This is a genomic window from Colwellia sp. KS18-150 (assembly GCF_057551365.1).
In genome coordinates, this window is sequence record NZ_BAAJMC010000007.1 from 16,156 (window position 1) to 31,918 (window position 15,763).

A 15,763-nucleotide genomic window follows, 5' to 3' on the forward strand; every position below is an offset into this window, starting at 1 on the left:
GTCTCAATTTTTTAATATATGTACTTTTGCGGTAAGAGTGGTTTCTTTTTTTCTATCAATCGAGTCCGCTAACGATGTCATTTTATGCGTTAAATTAGCTTTTTCGAAGGTTAAGGTAAAGTCGCCATAATGTAAATATGCTTTAGGATAGCTTTTAGCGTCTAACATCCTGATTAAATCATATAATTCAGTGATTTCTTCATCACCTTGAATTTCACTCTGGATAGGAATACGACGTTCAAAAACAGTGACTTCACCGGTTTGTCCTATTGCATCGGGTTCAAGTTTAACTATGGTGCTTATCATTTCATAGGTTAACACGGCACTACGTTCATATATTTCTTGGGCACTACCGTTAAGAGATAGAGGTGCTTTTAAATACACAGGGCCAGCATCGAACTCGTTGGTCATTTTAAGCGCGCTAAGTTTAGTTTCTTTGTTACCACGTACTATCAGGTTTTGTAATGGACTGCCGCCGCGTCCGTAAGGAACATCGGTCATATGAAAACAGATGCAGGTAAATTCATTGAGTATGTCCTCTGGTACGATCCAGCTCCAATGTGGAAAGAATACATACTTTGGTTTTAGCTCTCTTAACTTCTTTATGGTGAGCTTGTTATGCTCTGAAATTAACGTCCATTGTCCAGCAAGTGTCGGGCAAGTTTTATTAAACTGTTCTATTTGCCAGTCTTTAATCGTGGCAACTACATAGTTATTCGTCATCAAGTGATACCTGCAATTTGTACTTAACCCCATCTTTTATAAAGAAGGCAGGGTAGTCTTGATTACTCACTACGCGCATTAAGTTAAATTGTTCATCTAAGCTCTTATTAATATCTAGCTCACTATCTTTGGCGGCTCTTCTTGGATAAAAGCTACTACTCCCCAGTTGTTTTTGTGGTGTTAAATTTTGATAGTTTTCAATAAATTTTTTAGCTAAAGCGAGACTCGCTTGCCCTTGTTTATCACGCCATTCATCATGTAGCTCAGTACCGGTTAACTTAATAGTATCTGTTAACCAAATATCACCACTATCGGCTTTTTCGCTAGCAGATAGTAAACATATGGGGATGATGTTTTCACCTTCCAAAATTTGCCAACTCATTGGGGCAAAACCTTTACCATGGGGTAAATTGCTTTCATGCACTACTAAATTGTGACGATTTCTGCTCAGAATTTCATTTTTGACTAATTGTGTACAACCGAGTAAAAAGCAAATATCTCCTACTGGAATATCATCTGCTTGTCTCACTAAAAGGCAGGTGTAGCTAGATGATAATTCCGCGATTAACTGCTCAGCATAAGGTAAGATCCAAGAGTCGTTATCAACCAAGACAGTAATGATGTTGATGTCTTTATTATGAGTCATCGCTTTGCCACCTCGCTAATAATGTTTTTACCACTTTGCTCGCCCCTTGACCATCGCAAGCACGAAAACAGGAGGCCACCATAGCAGAATAAGTTTGAGGGTTTTCGATTAAGCGATGCAGTTTAGCTGTGATGTCATCACTGGTAATTTTTTCATGCCAGCCAAGATTAATACTGGTGCCTGCACTTGTTAAGTTACCGGCAATAAGTTGCTGATTGTCTGCGTTAATGGTAATTAAACTAGGTAAACCTAGACAGCACCGCTCCCATGCGGTGGCACCGCTAGCGCCAAGAGCGATATCAGCGTTTAGCATCAATTCACTCATATTATTTGCGTCAGTGATTAATTGACACCAGCTTAGCTCTTGCTGTAATGCTTTGAGTCTTATTAGATGTTTTGCTTGGCTGGCCAATACTAAAGTCGCGGTGAGGTTTGGGAATAAATTACGTAGGTTTTTTATTGCCAAGATTGCACGCTCAGACAGGTTATCTGGATCGCCGCCCCCCATACTGATGAGAATATTGGCTTGAGTAAGTTTCTCACATCGTTGCTCTCGTCGTATTTGAGCATCGTTTTGCAAATGGCTGAACTCATCCCTTAGCAACATGTAATCTTGCCCTAGTAAAAACTGGCAATGCTCAGGAACTAAAGGTTGATATTGCTTAGCATCTCGATTTAATGTTTGATCTAAAAGCACGTCGCAATCAAGTGCTCGGTTCGCTAAATCATCAATCACCATTAGCGTTTGGTAATGGGGAGCAATAACGTTATGCCATTGATTATCGATGGCGTAATGATCCACAATCAGTAAATCTATTGCTGGCATTACTTTTATTGCTTCAAGGGTTTGGCTGGCATCTTTTTCGATTGAGCAGCCAAGCCAAGTGGAGCTGTCAGATTGAATGATCGCTTCTTCACCTGTGGCAATGAGTACTAATTGAAAACCTGCATTGCAGATCAAATGATTGATGTTTCCTTGATTCGCTTTAGTAATAAAGCTGATATGGAGTTTTTTTCGCGTACGAGTTAAGGCATACGCTAGTGTTAAGCAGCGCATCACATGACCATGACCAATAGTCGTTGAACTATCTACACGAAAGGCAATATGCATCTATATTTTACTCCTGCCTTTATCGTACTTTAAATACCGGCTCAAGTAACTCACCGTGAAATGTTGATTGAAAATCGTTGTTTGTTATTGTCTTAGCAAGTAAAGGCAATACCAGGCTATATGCGTTTAATAATGCCTCTATATCAGCACTTTTATGAGCATAATTTAAGTTATGTCCACCGCCGAGTAAAAAGCCATGTTGAGCCATTTCTTGTAAAAATAAAGATTTTAATTTAATAGCGCTATAGTTACCTTGCTCTGCAATGGTGAGAAATGACCAAACATTATGGCCACTAATACTAAGCCAATGCTGTGCTTGCATGTCATCAATAATCGCTTGTAGGCCTAGACGCAACTTCTCACCCATGGCATTTAGATGGTCGACAACATTGTTTTTTTCCATATAGTTTAGGGTTGCCAAGGTTGCTGCTAAAGATAAGGTTTCGCCAGCAAAAGTACCGGAGAAGAAAATATCTTCCATCAGCATCATTATGTCTTTACGTCCAACAACCGCTGAAATAGGGTACCCATTAGCCATACCTTTACCAAAAGTCGCTAAATCAGGCGTAACATCAAATAAGGTTTGTGCACCACCCATGTGGTAGCGAAAGCCGGTGATGGTTTCATCAAAAATAAGTACGGCACCATTGGCTTGGCAAAGCGCTTTTACTTGAGCTAAAAAGTTATTTTGCGGAAAGTGTGTGTTCATTGGCTCTAAAATAACGGCAGCAACTTTACCCTCATTCTCCTTAAACAAACTTATTAAGGAATCAATATTATTGTAAGTAAAACTGTGAGTAAGAGCTTTGGTTGATTTTGGTACCCCTAAATCTCGAGTGGTAGAGCCAATATACCAGTCTTGCCAGCCGTGATAACCACAGACGGCAATATGTTCTTTACCTGTGTATGCCCGTGCCAAACGAATAGCAGCTGATGTAGCGTCGCTACCATTTTTACCAAAGCGAACCATGTCAGCACAGGGAATTAAATCAGCTAGCTTTTCTGCCACCTGCATTTCCAGCTGGTGTGGTAATGAAAAGGTTACGCCAGATTTAATCTGCTCAATTACCGCCTCGTCAACCGCTTCATTACAATAACCTAATGACACTGATAATAAGCCACTGACAAAGTCAGTATATTGGTTATTGTCTGCGTCCCAAACTTGGCAGCCTAGCCCGCGCTTAATAAACAAAGGTGAAACCTTGTTAGGATAAGCAATACGGCTTTTACTAAAAGTTTGTGACCCTAATGGGATAGTCGTTTCAGCTCGCTTTAGTAATAAATCTGATTGGGTAAATTGTCTGGTGTTACTCATGATTTTTGCCTGCTGTTTGATCGGCTAACTCTGACTTAAGTAAGCCTTCATTGCGCATAATATGGCGGTTAATTTCACTTAGTTGTGGTTGCTCTGCCATGAGCTTGACCATATCAGTTAAGTTAAAGTAAGGGTTTTTATCATAAAGCGCTTGGTAAATCTTACTGATTAATTCAAAGTCACTTGCTTCATCTACCGTCCAGCGAAAATGCGATAAATCGACGTTATAGTGATAATTTTCACAAGTAAATAAGCTTGGATTATTACTAATGTAGGGGGTAACATGTTCGCGCTCTGAGGGTTTATTAGCCTGTTGATATGCTTGTTTAAGTGCGGCGTAACTAAAAACCTCAACGTCTAAACCATCTGGCAAGGTTGCTGGCTGGCAATTAGAGCAATAATCAACTTGTGATGAAAAGTACAGGGAAATAACCTGATCGACTATGTCACTATCAAGCACCGGGCAGTCTCCGGTCACACGCACTATGGTTTTCAATTGCTTGTTGGTATTAAAGGCCGTAGCAGCAAAGTAATACCTTGCTAACACATCATCAAGAGAGCCTCGATAACAATGAATATTCAGCGCTTTACATAAATCATCAATGGCGTTATCGCTAGTATCGTCACTGGTGGCAACCACTAATTGATGAGGTGTTTTTACTTGAGACAACCTCGATAATTGATGCGCAAGCATAGGTTTACCTAAGATTGGCTTTAATACTTTGTTAGGGAGCCTAGAAGATGACATTCTGGCTTGTAAAATAATTAAGGTTTCAGCTGTTTGCATTGGCGCTATATTGTTATTCATTGGTTAATGTCGTTAAAGAGACCATAAACTCGGATTAATCAATCCAAGCCTATCATCGGCTAAAGCGATTAATTCATCAGTACTGACCGTTATTGTTTTTGCTTTTTGATAGTCTTCAACAATTTCAGTTAACTGTTTACTAGAGCAAACACCAATAACGACTTTTTCGATAATATCACTTGCGAGATTGTCATTTGAATGAGGCAACTCTTGTGCCACAATCGCAAGCGCTAAGGTTAGTTTGGAACAACCAAGAAATTGAGCTAGCTCAGAAAAAGCCCTTAACTTGGCTTTATAAGGGGTGAAATAACGGGCCAGTTTATCTTCTGTTAAAAATATCAGCCCTTGTAAAAATAACGATCTGACATGCAGGGTGATATTTTGTTGTTGGCACAAAGCTATGTTCTTTGCTGAGATAAAGCGCTGATCAAATATATTCAACGGCACTTGAACAAGGTCGAGCTTAAATTGTTCAGCGATAGTTTTTAACTGTGCTGGGTGATATAACGAGGCACCAATACGACTAATCTTCCGCTCTGCTTTAAGTTGCTCTAGTTGATGGAAAAGCTCATCTTTGTTGGGATGATGGATTAAGTTATCGCCATCATGAAATAATAGTGCATCAAGTTTATCGGTTTTTAAGTCAGTTAAGCTTTGCTCAATATAGCCGTCAATATCACGTTCACTTTTATCCAGCGTTGGAATTTTACTGATCAGTTTAAATCCCGCAGTGCATTGTGTTTCAGTGAGCGTTTCAGTGAGCGTTTCGCCGATAACTTGTTCACTATTACCATAAGCTCCAGCACAGTCTAAGGTGTCGATACCTAGAGAATGAGCCAGTGATAAAATCTCAGCCACTGCTGTTTTATCAACTTGCCCTTGGCTATTACTGACACCATAATCAAGGCCAAATTGTACTGTGCCTAAGGCGAGTTTCATTGCTGGTTTTCACCTGTGAGCTTATCAATATCTTCGACAGGAATGCTAGCAACCTCTGATAGTACACAATCAATAATATATTGCTGTTCATCTTTCGTGAGTTGTGGAAACAAAGGCAGTGATATAGCACGCTGGTAATACTCTTCAGCTGCTGGAAAATCTCCTTCAGCAAAACCTAAGGTTTGATAAAAGGGCTGTAAATGTATCGGAATATAATGGACATGCGCTAAAATATTTTTTGCTCTTAGGCGAATTATAATGTCTTTATGAATGTTAATTTGCTTTGATTTATCAATCAATTTAGGTAATAACACTACATAAAGGTGGTAGGCCGAGTAGGCATTTTCTTTGGGAATTAAGGGTGTTAAACCGCTGCTCACAAATTGCTGGTCATATTGTTTAGCTAAAGCATTTCGTTTGGCTGTAAAGTGGTGCAAGCGCTTGGTTTGACTAACCCCTAAGGCAGCTTGTAGCTCTGTCATACGGTAATTAAAGCCTAATGATTGTTGCTGATAGTACCAAGGGCCGTGAGACTCTTCCGTCATCTCTTTAGGATCACTAGTAATACCATGGCTGCGTAATGCACGCATTTTTTTAGCTAACGGTTCACTGTTAGTTAAGGCCATTCCTCCCTCGGCACTGGTGATGATCTTAACCGGGTGGAAACTGAATATGCTAATGTCACAATAGGTATTGCAGCCAACAGCAAAGTCGTTATAACGAGCACCAATCGCGTGAGAGGCGTCTTCAATAATGGCGAACTGATATTGCTCTGCTAGCTGTTTTATCGCCTTCATATCACAAGACTGTCCAGCTAAATGTACCGCAATGACTACTTTAGGTAAGCAGTTATTTTTCTCGGCGTCAGCCAGTTTTATTGCTAAGGCTTTAGGGCACATATTACCTGAGCTTAAATCGATATCGACAAAATCGACACTCGCCCCACAGTAAAGAGCACAGTTACTGGAAGCTACAAAAGATACTGGCGATGTCCAAACATTATCGCCTGTGCCCACATCAAGCGCTAAGCAGGCAATATGTAGCGCTGAAGTTGCGCTATTAGTGGCAATGGCATGTGGGGTTGTGTCGTTTTTATTTTGACAGGCTAAGGCTATGGCTTGCTCAAACTCAATAACTTTTGGCCCTTGAGTTATAAGATCAGACTTTAATACTTCCAGAACACTGGCAATATCATCGTCATTAATATCTTGTCTACCATAGGGGATCATCTCATCTGGAAACATGGGCTTAACCACTATAAACAAGCTTGCTTATTAAAGGCTTGAATTTCACTAATCGTTGAAAAGTGACTATTATTTTTTGAATTATATTCAAAAGCATGATCAACAGGTTTGCCACGTTCTTTAATGGCATTAATGGTAAAGTCGTTACTGCGACTGGAGAATATAATACTTGGTGCGATAACAAAATGATCTTCATATTCAAAGGTATGATACGAGTCATCAGCAGGGCACATTACTTCATGAAGTTTTTCACCGGGTCTGATCCCTACTTCTTTTTGGGGTAGGTTAGGCGCCATGGCTGTTGCTAAATCACAGATCCTTATGGAAGGGATTTTAGGAACAAATATCTCTCCTCCTAACATACGCTGAAAATTCTTTAAGACAAAATCAACGCCTTGTTGTAATGTGATCCAAAAGCGTGTCATCTCCATATGGGTGATAGGTAAATGATCACTGCCTTCATTGATAAGTTTTTCAAAAAACGGCACCACTGAGCCGCGTGAGCCAACAACATTACCATAACGCACTACGGCAAAAGTAGTGTTATGGCCTCCGGAAATATTATTCGCGGCAACAAATATTTTATCTGAAGCGAGCTTGGTCGCGCCATACAAATTTATCGGGTTCGCAGCCTTATCTGTTGATAACGCGATAACTTTCTCAACATTATTATTAAGTGCGGCATCAATGACGTTTTCTGCACCATTAATATTGGTTTTTACGCATTCCATAGGGTTATATTCAGCGGCAGGTACTTGTTTCATTGCTGCGGCGTGAATAACATAGTCAACCCCTCGCATAGCACGGTTTAATCGCTCTTTATCGCGAACATCGCCGATGAAGTAACGCATACAAGGCTGGTTGAATACCTGTTGCATTTCAAATTGCTTTAACTCGTCTCGGGAAAAAATAATGATTTTTCTAGGGCGATGATTTTTTAATAGTGTTTCTACATATTTTTTACCGAATGAGCCTGTACCACCAGTAATTAAAATACTTTTATCGTCAAACATCGTCGTCATAATACTTTCCAAACGTTAAGGAGCTAACCAACATAACCAAATACTTAGTTACTAATATAGCAAATTCTATACCCATGATACTAAATTAATTGATTTTGTTGGTTTTTACAGCAAGTTGTTGGTTAATTATTAGTTTTATTTTTGCCAGTCAAAAAACTGGCCTATATTTTCTTAAAACCGTCAATTTTTTGTTGCTAAATTGTTTTGAGTAGCTAAAATCAGCTCTAAGATTATTCATTGATATTATTCTTTTATGCCAGACACTGCTTCTAAAGTTCCACTTTCGCATCCTCAAGGTCACAAACAAATTATTGTTGTTGATAATGACAGTGCTAGATCGCATCAGCTGGCGACAGTATTATCGTTTGTAGGTGAACACTTTCAGCAATGTAGGCAAGATGAAATATCCTCGATTACTAAGAATAACGATAGCTTACTGGCGGTGATCCTTGCTGGAGATATTGATCCGGCAACGTTAGCGGCTGTTAAAACCAACCCCAAAACCCCTTTTTTATTGCATGATTTACTTGATGCCAGTGAAGTCAGTAGTTACGCCAATGTGATTGGCAGTTTATCCACTCCGTTAAACTATGCTCAACTCACCGAGCTTATTCATCATTGTCATCAATATCATAATAAATTACCTAGAGCTGGCAGCAATTTTGGTACGAGTGCATTATTTCGTTCTTTAGTGGGCTCAAGTAAGCCAATGAATGATGTTCGATTTCTTATTGAACAAGTGGCTAAAACGCCAGCAAGTGTGCTAGTTCTCGGTGAGTCTGGAACGGGTAAAGAGGTGGTTGCTCGCAATATTCATAATTTGTCTGATCGCTCCAAAGAGACTTTTGTACCCGTAAATTGTGGTGCTATTCCCGGAGAGTTGTTAGAAAGTGAGCTATTTGGTCATGAGAAAGGCGCTTTTACTGGCGCAATTTCAGCGCGAAAAGGCCGCTTTGAGTTAGCCGAAGGTGGCACACTGTTTCTTGATGAAATTGGTGATATGCCACAACCTATGCAGGTGAAATTATTAAGAGTGTTGCAAGAGCGAACTTTTGAACGTGTTGGCGGCAGTAAAAGCATCAAAGCTGACGTTAGAATCGTTGCCGCGACTCATCAAAATTTAGAAGATATGATTAAGTCTGGTGATTTTCGTGAAGATTTATTTTATCGCTTAAACGTCTTTCCTATTGAGACTCCTGCACTGCGTGAACGTAAGGAAGATATTCCGTTATTACTGAAAGAGCTACTTAGCCGCTTCGAACATGAGCAAGGAAGAACCGTTCGTTTTACCGAAAAAGCCATCGAGTCATTAATGGAGCATCCTTGGGCGGGCAATGTTCGTGAATTATCTAATTTAATTGAACGTATGTTGATCATGTATGGTGAGCAAATTGTTGATGTTGCTGAATTACCTCATAAATATCAGCATATAGAAGTGGAAGAATATACGCCTGAATACCCTGAAGAGTTACAAGAGCAGGACGCTATTAATGAATTGTTTGCAGGGTTTGATTATGACGATGATGACACTGATGCGGATGAAGATTTAGCACCTGAATCTAATGCAGGATTATTACCCAATGATGGCTTAAACCTTAAAGAACATCTTGCCGAATTAGAGGTTTCTTTAATATCACAATCACTCATTAAACATGATTATGTTGTTGCTCGAGCTGCAGAAACCTTAGGTATGCGTAGAACGACTTTAGTAGAGAAAATGCGTAAATATGATCTGCAAAAGCCAATAACTTGACGCTCAGTTAGTCAGGTTTTTCACTTTAAGTTATTGAGTTAGCTACTAAAAAATAGTGGTACGTAAAATGCTTTAAACAAAGTAGATAGTTATTTATTTGGACTTTGTTTTATGGCACTAGCACAGCATTTCGATGCCACACAACCCTTTAACCCAGCTAACGTCGCTTATAGCAGCAATAGTTTGCTTGCTAAAGAGGCTTTCCCTGGTGAGTTAGCGGCTCTTCGTAATGAGCTTTCTCAGCTAAAACAAAGCTCGAATATACAGCCAACACCAATTTCATCAGGATCAGCTAAAGCGTTAAAACAAACGCAGATGGCGGATCAACTGATTGAAATGATGCCAACAGGTTTGGTGATGTTAGACGGTAACGGTATTGTTGTTAAAATCAATAAAGTTGCTAGAAGCTTACTTGAAGAGCCTATTCTAGGACAACCTTGGTTTAACGTAATTGCTCGGTCTTTTAAGCCCAGAGCCGATGATTGGCATGAAGTCTCCCTTAAAGATGGTCGTCGAGTTAAGTTAGAAATCGCCAGTTTAGGAGATCAGCCTGGTCAGTTAATTATGATCACTGATTTAACTGAAACCCGCTTATTACAAGATAAAGTAGGGCAAATGCAGCGATTGTCTTCGTTAGGTAAAATGGTTTCAACCCTAGCACATCAAATTCGTACCCCGTTATCTGCAGCTATGTTGTACAGCGCTAACTTGTCTAATAGAAAACTTGCTGATAGTGCCCGCGCTACATTTCAAGAAAAACTTACTGCCCGTTTGCATGATTTAGAACAACAGGTCAATGATATGTTGCTGTTTTCTAAAAGTGGCAACGAACAAGTTGTGTCACCATTATTTGTTAATGAGCTCATTAACGATTCTGTACAAGCAATGGACGCGTTAGTTACCAAAGCGAATGCCAAAGTTAATGTCCATGTCAATGATGAGTATTGTCAAATTTTAGCGAATAAAAATGCTCTGGCTGGCGCAATACAAAACCTAATTCATAATGCTTTACAAGCAGCTGAAGTTGGCACTGAGCAAGCGGTGATTAACATTCAAGTGTACGCCGAGCAAAACATGGTATTTATTAGCGTTCAAGATAATGGTCCCGGTATTGATTTAGCGATAGTTGATAAAATTTTTGAACCGTTTTATACCTCGAGTTCCAAAGGCACTGGTCTTGGCTTGTCTGTGGTTAAGTCGGTACTTGAGGCGCATCAGGGAGAAGTTAGTTACCTTAGCCAAGCAGGACAAGGAGCACACTTTTGCCTGAAGTTACCGCAGTTGGCCAGCGTTAAACGAGGAGAAATAGAATGAACCATCATAAGATCTTAGTCGTTGAGGATGATGCTGGCTTACGAGAAGCCTTAATTGATACCTTAAGTTTATCCAATTATCAGTGTGTTGAAGCCGACTCAGCTGAAGCGGCACTCTTGTTACTTAAAAATCATAAAGTAGATTTGGTGATCAGTGATGTACAAATGGGCGGCATGTCTGGTTTATCACTGTTAAAAAGTATAAAAAGTCAGTTACCGAATATGCCGGTATTGCTGATGACCGCTTACGGCACCATCGATGATGCCGTACAAGCTATGAAAGATGGCGCTTGTAATTATATTGCTAAACCATTTGCTCCAGAAGTGTTATTGAATATGGTGAGCCAATATATTCCACCGTCTTCTGTCAATAGTAACTCTCCAATTGTTGCCGATAAACGCAGTATCGAACTGCTTAATTTAGCAAGAAAAGTCGCAACTACTGAAGCCTCTGTGATGGTACTTGGACCTAGTGGCTCAGGTAAAGAAGTGTTATCGCAATATGTGCATAACAATTCACCACGAGCAAAACAGCCATTTGTGGCGATAAATTGTGCCGCTATTCCTGAGAATATGCTTGAGGCGACATTATTTGGCTATGAAAAAGGCGCATTTACAGGGGCGATTCAAGCTTGTCCTGGTAAATTTGAACAAGCCCAAGGTGGTACTATTTTACTCGATGAAATTACCGAGATGGATTTAGGCTTACAAGCAAAAATTCTGCGAGTATTACAAGAGCGTGAAGTAGAGCGTTTAGGTGGTAGAAAAACGATTAATTTAGATGTTCGTGTTATTGCCACAAGTAATAGGGATTTAAAAGACGCAGTAAGTAAAGGTGACTTTAGAGAAGATTTGTATTATCGCTTAAATGTATTTCCATTAACTTGGTTACCTTTGGCTGAGCGGGTTGATGATATCTTACCTTTAGCGCAACATTTGGTTGAGTGTTACTGTCAAAAAAGTGGCGAGCAAGTTGCTGAGTTTAGTCCCGCTGCACGTAGTAAGTTAAAAGCGTACAGTTGGCCTGGTAACGTTCGCGAACTAGATAATGTTATTCAGCGTGCGCTTATTTTACATAATAATCAAATCATTGATGCGCAAGATTTGTTGATTGAAAACTTTGAGACCGCAGATGTCAGTCAGGTTGATCAGCAAGCAATACCTGATGACAAGTTAGGCAGTGAATTAAAGCTACAAGAGCATCAAATTATTCTTGATACCTTGCAGGCCTGTCACGGTAGTAGAAAAGAGGTTGCTGAGCGTTTAGGAATAAGTCCAAGGACCTTACGTTATAAAATAGCCCGTATGCGAGACTCTGGCATTCAAATTCCCGCGTAATCAATAAAAGAATAATCCCTCAAGCCACAGGTACATTAATACTTGTGGCTTTTTTATGCAGTCGGCAAGCTCTCTTGTCTGGCATAGCGCTCATCCTAGTTGAAACTGTCCTTTTGGCACCATGCTTGCACTATTACCATTAATAGGTTGTTAAAAGCTTTAATAAGCAAAAAATTGACACAAGTGAGCCCATCATGGATATCAACACAAATTCTTTATTTGCTCAAATGCAAAGTATGTCATCTCAAGCTACAGGCAGTAAAATTCCTGCTGTGGGTGGTGACTTACAAGCCGTAAATGCGCCAAGAGAAGTTAATCAATCAACGAATAATTTTGGCGATTTACTCACCGATGCATTAAAAACGGTTAATGATTTACAACAAGATACCGGCGCTAAAAAAATGGCGTTTGAAATGGGGGATCGTAACGTGACTTTGGCAGAAGTGATGATCGCTTCAAGTAAATCAGGTATTGCGTTAGATGCAACCGTGCAAGTAAGAAATAAATTTGTTGAGGCCTATAAAGAAATTATGAGCATGCCAGTTTAATTTAAGCGGCCTAAACCAATAATAGCTTCGTTGCTTTCATTCTCAATAGGCAAGCTATTCATCATTCAAGCGCCTTGCTCTTGATGGTTTATTCACTCTTAAATGTGAGTTAATAAAATCTAAAGTAACAATTTAAAAATAAGTAGTAGTGGAGAAGTTAAGTGGCTGACACAAATACAATGGTAGCAACTGATGGTGGCACAGATATGATTGCCAGCGATTCAGGTGACAATGGTGCCATGCAAGAGCAAAAATCAGGCTTTTCTGCCACATTAGGTAATGTTGATATTTTACGTCAAATAACCTTAGTTGTGGCTTTATCCATTTGTTTGGCTATCGCGGTATTTGTCATTATTTTAGCCAATGAGCCAGATTACCGTTTTTTATCTAAATTACCCACCGAGCAACTTATCAAAACAATGGATTTTCTTGATGCCAATAAAGTGGATTATCGTCAAGAAAACAACACTATTTCAGTACCAACAGACGAATACCAGAACATTAAATTATTACTTGCCCGTGAAGGTTTAAACAGTGAGCCTTCTCAGGGTGAAGACGTATTGATGAAGGACATGGGCTTTGGTGTCAGCCAAAGAATGGAGCAAGAGCGATTAAAATACGGTCGTGAGCAAAGGTTAGGCAAAACTATTGAGCAATTGCAAAGTATTTCTCGTGCCAAGGTCTTACTAGCCATCCCAAAAGAAAATATTTTTGCTCGCCGTGAAAAGAATCCATCGGCAACTGTGGTATTAACGCTACGACGTGGTCGCTTATTATCTGCAGAAGAAGTGGATGCTGTGGTGGATATTGTTGCCTCAGCAGTACAAGGGTTAAGTCCGAATCGAGTTACGGTTACCGATCAAAATGGTCGCTTACTTAACTCTGGCTCACAAGACTCCATTTCATCACGTTCTCGTGGTGAATTTGAAATTGAACAAAAACGTGAACAAGAGTATCGAGATAAAATCGATAGTATTTTGATTCCTGTTGTTGGCTTAGGTAATTATACTGCTCAAGTTGATGTCACTATGGATTTCACACATACAGAAGAAACAGCGCGCAGGTATAACTCTGATTTACCAGCACTGCGCAGTGAAATGAAAGTAGAAGATAACACTATCGGTGGCGCATTAGGGGGAATCCCTGGCGCATTAACCAACCAGCCTCCGTTAGAGTCAAGTATTCCAGAAGATGCTACCACAGGCCAACATAAAGCTATGCCGAGTAGAAAACACAGTGAGTCCACTAAAAATTATGAACTCGATGAAGCTATAAGCCATACGAAGCAGCAGGCCGGTATTATTAGAAAAGTCAGTGTTTCTGTCGCTTTAGATTATGTTGATGGTGCAACTCCAGCCCCTGTAGAGGGGGATAGTGAAAATGTACAAACAGCGAGTGCGAGCAAAGCACCTAGATCTGAAGTAGAAATTGCAGCCATACGCCGTTTATTGCAAGGAAGTATCGGCTTTGATTTACAGCGTGGTGATATCCTAGAAGTTATTACTATTCCATTTAGTCGTTCTGATTTTGGCGCAGTTGCAGAAGTTCCTATCTGGGAGCAACCTTGGTTTATGAAGGTGCTAAAATTAGTGATGGGAGCTTTGGTGATTATTGTGCTTATTCTAGCCGTTGTTCGCCCAATGCTGAAACGCTTAATTTACCCAGACAGTACGCCTGAAGACTATGGTGATAAGTCACTGGATAGTCATATTGATTTAGGTGATGAAACTATGGATATGCTTACCTCTGAATTTGATGCTGGTAATGTTGGTTTCGCCCCAGATGGTAGTTTACAATTACCTGATCTGCACCGAGATGAAGATGTATTAAAAGCGGTTCGTGCCTTAGTAGCAAATGAGCCAGAATTGTCGTCGCAAGTAGTTAAAAGTTGGTTGAACGAAGATGAGTGATGAAACCCAAGAAGTTGCTGAATTAACTGCAGCACCATCAGGCTTTGATGTAGATAAGTTAGAAGGCGCTGAAAAAGCAGGTATTTTACTGTTAAGTTTATCTGAAGAAGATGCTGCGCAAATATTAAAACATCTTGAGCCAAAGCAAGTACAGCAAGTCGGTACGGTTATGGCGGCGATGGAAGATTTTACTCAAGAAAAAATAACGGCTGTTCACAAGCAGTTTATTCATGAAATACAAAACTTCTCTACTATTGGTTTCCAAAGTGAAGAATTTGTGCGTAAAGCCTTAACCGCGGCATTAGGTGAAGATAAAGCAGGGAATTTGATTGACCAAATTGTTATGGGTGGTGGTGCTAAAGGTTTAGATTCATTGAAGTGGATGGACTCTAAACAAGTAGCTAATATTATTCGTAATGAACATCCTCAAATTCAAACCATAGTTTTATCTTATTTAGAGCCAGAGCAATCCGCTGAAATTGTAGGGCAATTTACTGAAAAAGTTCGTTTAGACTTAATGATGCGTATTGCCAATTTAGAAGAAGTACAACCAGCGGCACTACAAGAATTAAATGAAATCATGGAGAAACAGTTTGCTGGCCAAGCAGGTGCGCAAGCTGCGAAGATGGGCGGCTTGAAAGCAGCAGCGGACATTATGAACTACCTTGATACTAATGTAGAAGGTATGTTGATGGATGCTATCCGTGAAAGTGATGAAGAAATGAGTCAACAAATTCAAGACTTAATGTTTGTCTTTGAAAACTTGGCGGATGTTGATGATAGAGGCATGCAGGCTATTTTACGTGAAGTACAACAAGATGCCTTAATGAAAGCTATTAAGGGGACTGATGATGCCCTGAAAGAGAAAATATTAGGCAATATGTCTAAACGTGCTGCCGAAATGTTAGCGGATGATTTAGAAGCTATGGGGCCTGTAAGGATCAGTGAAGTAGAAGCGGCACAAAAAGAAATTCTTTCTATCGCGCGTCGATTATCTGATGCAGGTGAAATTATGCTTGGCGGCGGCGGCGGCGGCGATGAGTTCTTATAAGCTTATATGCTCTGGTATTATTTTGATGTTTAGCAGTATTGA

General features: G+C 39.9%; 14 protein-coding genes. 6 read left to right on the forward strand and 8 right to left on the reverse strand.

The window, feature by feature from the left end:
- Positions 1 to 3: 3 nt before the first annotated feature.
- The 8 genes from AC27IF_RS10775 to pseB are packed head-to-tail and all read right to left on the reverse strand — an operon-like array spanning position 4 to position 7,799.
- Positions 4 to 723, reverse strand: coding sequence for a formyl transferase (locus AC27IF_RS10775; RefSeq protein ID WP_487054321.1), 720 nt, complete (start codon positions 721 to 723; stop codon positions 4 to 6).
- Positions 713 to 1,369: a formyltransferase family protein gene (locus AC27IF_RS10780; protein ID WP_487054323.1), complete on the reverse strand. Its 657-nt coding sequence runs from the start codon at positions 1,367 to 1,369 to the stop codon at positions 713 to 715. Before AC27IF_RS10780 ends, AC27IF_RS10775 begins: the two co-directional genes overlap by 11 nt.
- On the reverse strand, positions 1,359 to 2,480 hold the full coding sequence (gene pseG / locus AC27IF_RS10785) for a UDP-2,4-diacetamido-2,4,6-trideoxy-beta-L-altropyranose hydrolase (RefSeq protein WP_487054325.1): 1,122 nt from the start codon (positions 2,478 to 2,480) through the stop codon (positions 1,359 to 1,361). The genes AC27IF_RS10780 and pseG overlap by 11 nt, the downstream gene beginning before the upstream one ends.
- 19 nt (positions 2,481 to 2,499) lie before the next feature.
- Positions 2,500 to 3,795 carry an aminotransferase class III-fold pyridoxal phosphate-dependent enzyme gene (locus AC27IF_RS10790; RefSeq protein ID WP_487054327.1) on the reverse strand — a complete coding sequence of 432 codons (1,296 nt, stop codon included), beginning with the start codon at positions 3,793 to 3,795 and terminating at the stop codon, positions 2,500 to 2,502.
- Positions 3,788 to 4,603 (reverse strand): cytidylyltransferase domain-containing protein, encoded by an 816-nt coding sequence (locus AC27IF_RS10795; protein WP_487054329.1) that lies wholly within the window; start codon positions 4,601 to 4,603, stop codon positions 3,788 to 3,790. Before AC27IF_RS10795 ends, AC27IF_RS10790 begins: the two co-directional genes overlap by 8 nt.
- 12 nt (positions 4,604 to 4,615) lie before the next feature.
- The gene (locus tag AC27IF_RS10800) at positions 4,616 to 5,542 is read right to left on the reverse strand and encodes an aldo/keto reductase (protein WP_487054331.1); all 927 of its coding nucleotides are present in this window, start codon (positions 5,540 to 5,542) and stop codon (positions 4,616 to 4,618) included.
- Complete coding sequence (gene pseC / locus AC27IF_RS10805; protein ID WP_487054470.1) at positions 5,539 to 6,771, reverse strand: UDP-4-amino-4,6-dideoxy-N-acetyl-beta-L-altrosamine transaminase; 1,233 nt, start codon at positions 6,769 to 6,771, stop codon at positions 5,539 to 5,541. The genes AC27IF_RS10800 and pseC overlap by 4 nt, the downstream gene beginning before the upstream one ends.
- 26 nt (positions 6,772 to 6,797) lie before the next feature.
- A complete protein-coding gene (pseB, locus tag AC27IF_RS10810) occupies positions 6,798 to 7,799 on the reverse strand; it encodes a UDP-N-acetylglucosamine 4,6-dehydratase (inverting) (protein ID WP_487054471.1) in 1,002 nt (333 codons plus the stop codon).
- A 262-nt stretch (positions 7,800 to 8,061) separates the two neighbouring features.
- Here pseB and AC27IF_RS10815 point away from each other — a divergent pair, with 262 nt between their 5' ends.
- From AC27IF_RS10815 to fliG, 6 genes are all read left to right on the forward strand, one after another.
- Positions 8,062 to 9,561, forward strand: a complete 1,500-nt coding sequence (locus AC27IF_RS10815) for a sigma-54 dependent transcriptional regulator (protein ID WP_487054333.1) — start codon at positions 8,062 to 8,064, stop codon at positions 9,559 to 9,561.
- 111 nt (positions 9,562 to 9,672) lie between these two features.
- Positions 9,673 to 10,875: a sensor histidine kinase gene (locus tag AC27IF_RS10820; RefSeq protein WP_487054335.1), complete on the forward strand. Its 1,203-nt coding sequence runs from the start codon at positions 9,673 to 9,675 to the stop codon at positions 10,873 to 10,875.
- Positions 10,872 to 12,212, forward strand: a complete 1,341-nt coding sequence (locus AC27IF_RS10825; protein WP_487054336.1) for a sigma-54-dependent transcriptional regulator — start codon at positions 10,872 to 10,874, stop codon at positions 12,210 to 12,212. The genes AC27IF_RS10820 and AC27IF_RS10825 overlap by 4 nt, the downstream gene beginning before the upstream one ends.
- Positions 12,213 to 12,406: 194 nt before the next feature.
- Entirely contained in the window at positions 12,407 to 12,760 is a 354-nt protein-coding gene (gene fliE, locus AC27IF_RS10830; RefSeq protein ID WP_487054338.1) for a flagellar hook-basal body complex protein FliE, read from the forward strand.
- Between the two features lie 179 nt (positions 12,761 to 12,939).
- A complete protein-coding gene (gene fliF / locus AC27IF_RS10835) occupies positions 12,940 to 14,670 on the forward strand; it encodes a flagellar basal-body MS-ring/collar protein FliF (RefSeq protein ID WP_487054472.1) in 1,731 nt (576 codons plus the stop codon).
- Positions 14,663 to 15,721 (forward strand): flagellar motor switch protein FliG, encoded by a 1,059-nt coding sequence (gene fliG / locus AC27IF_RS10840; protein WP_487054340.1) that lies wholly within the window; start codon positions 14,663 to 14,665, stop codon positions 15,719 to 15,721. Before fliF ends, fliG begins: the two co-directional genes overlap by 8 nt.
- Positions 15,722 to 15,763 lie beyond the last annotated feature (42 nt).